This window comes from Bathymodiolus heckerae thiotrophic gill symbiont (genome assembly GCF_900128515.1).
Lineage (GTDB): Bacteria > Pseudomonadota > Gammaproteobacteria > PS1 > Pseudothioglobaceae > Thioglobus_A.
Map to the genome: position 1 here is coordinate 1 of NZ_FQTP01000251.1, position 862 is coordinate 862.

An 862-nucleotide genomic window follows, 5' to 3' on the forward strand; every position below is an offset into this window, starting at 1 on the left:
CGAGTAATAATACTAATGCTGCGACGGTTAGCTCAGCACTCACCTTTACCATGGCTAACTGGGCAACGCCTCAGACTGTGACAGTTACAGGTGTAAATGACGCTAACACTATCAATGAATCAGTTACTATTAGTCACAGTGCCACCAGCTCTGATACTGGCTACAATGCTGTTAGTATTGCTAGTGTAGCTGTTACTCTAGCAGATGATGATGCTGCTGCAGATGATGATGCTGCTGCAGGTATTACTGCTAGTGCTATTAGTGGCAACACCACAGAAGGTTTAGCCACAGTAACCTTCACCCTAGTACTTAACACTCAGCCAACTGCAGATGGTGGTAGTGACACCACTGTCACCGTTGCGCTTAGCAGTAGTGACACCACAGAAGGTACAGTATCACCTAGTAGTGTGACCTTTACTAGTGCTAACTGGAACAGCACGCAAACGATTACTATCACGGGTGTGGATGATTATGTGGATGATGGTGATATTGCTTACACAATCGTAACCGCTGCAGCCACATCAAGTGATTCTGATTACTCAGGCCTTAATGCTGCTGATGTGAGTGTGACTAATACTGATAATGACACTGTAGGCATTACTCAATCCGCAACATCAGCCACCATTGGTGAAGCGGACACAGGTACTTACACCGTTGTGCTTAATACCGAGCCAACAGCTAATGTAGTGGTTACATTTACCAGTAACGACACCACAGCTGCCACAGTCACCAACCCACTTACCTTTACTTCAGGTAATTGGTCTACCCCACAAACCGTTACCATTACAGGTGTGAACGATGCAGATTCAGTTAGTGAAACCGTAACCATTAGCCATGCATTATCTGGCGGTGGTTACAACGC

The 862-nt window shown here is 45.8% G+C and carries 1 pseudogene; it reads left to right on the top strand.

The features are described from left to right. Positions 1-862 (top strand): annotated as a pseudogene (locus BTHERMOSOX_RS11675) (peptidase C11 clostripain); the annotation flags it as partial.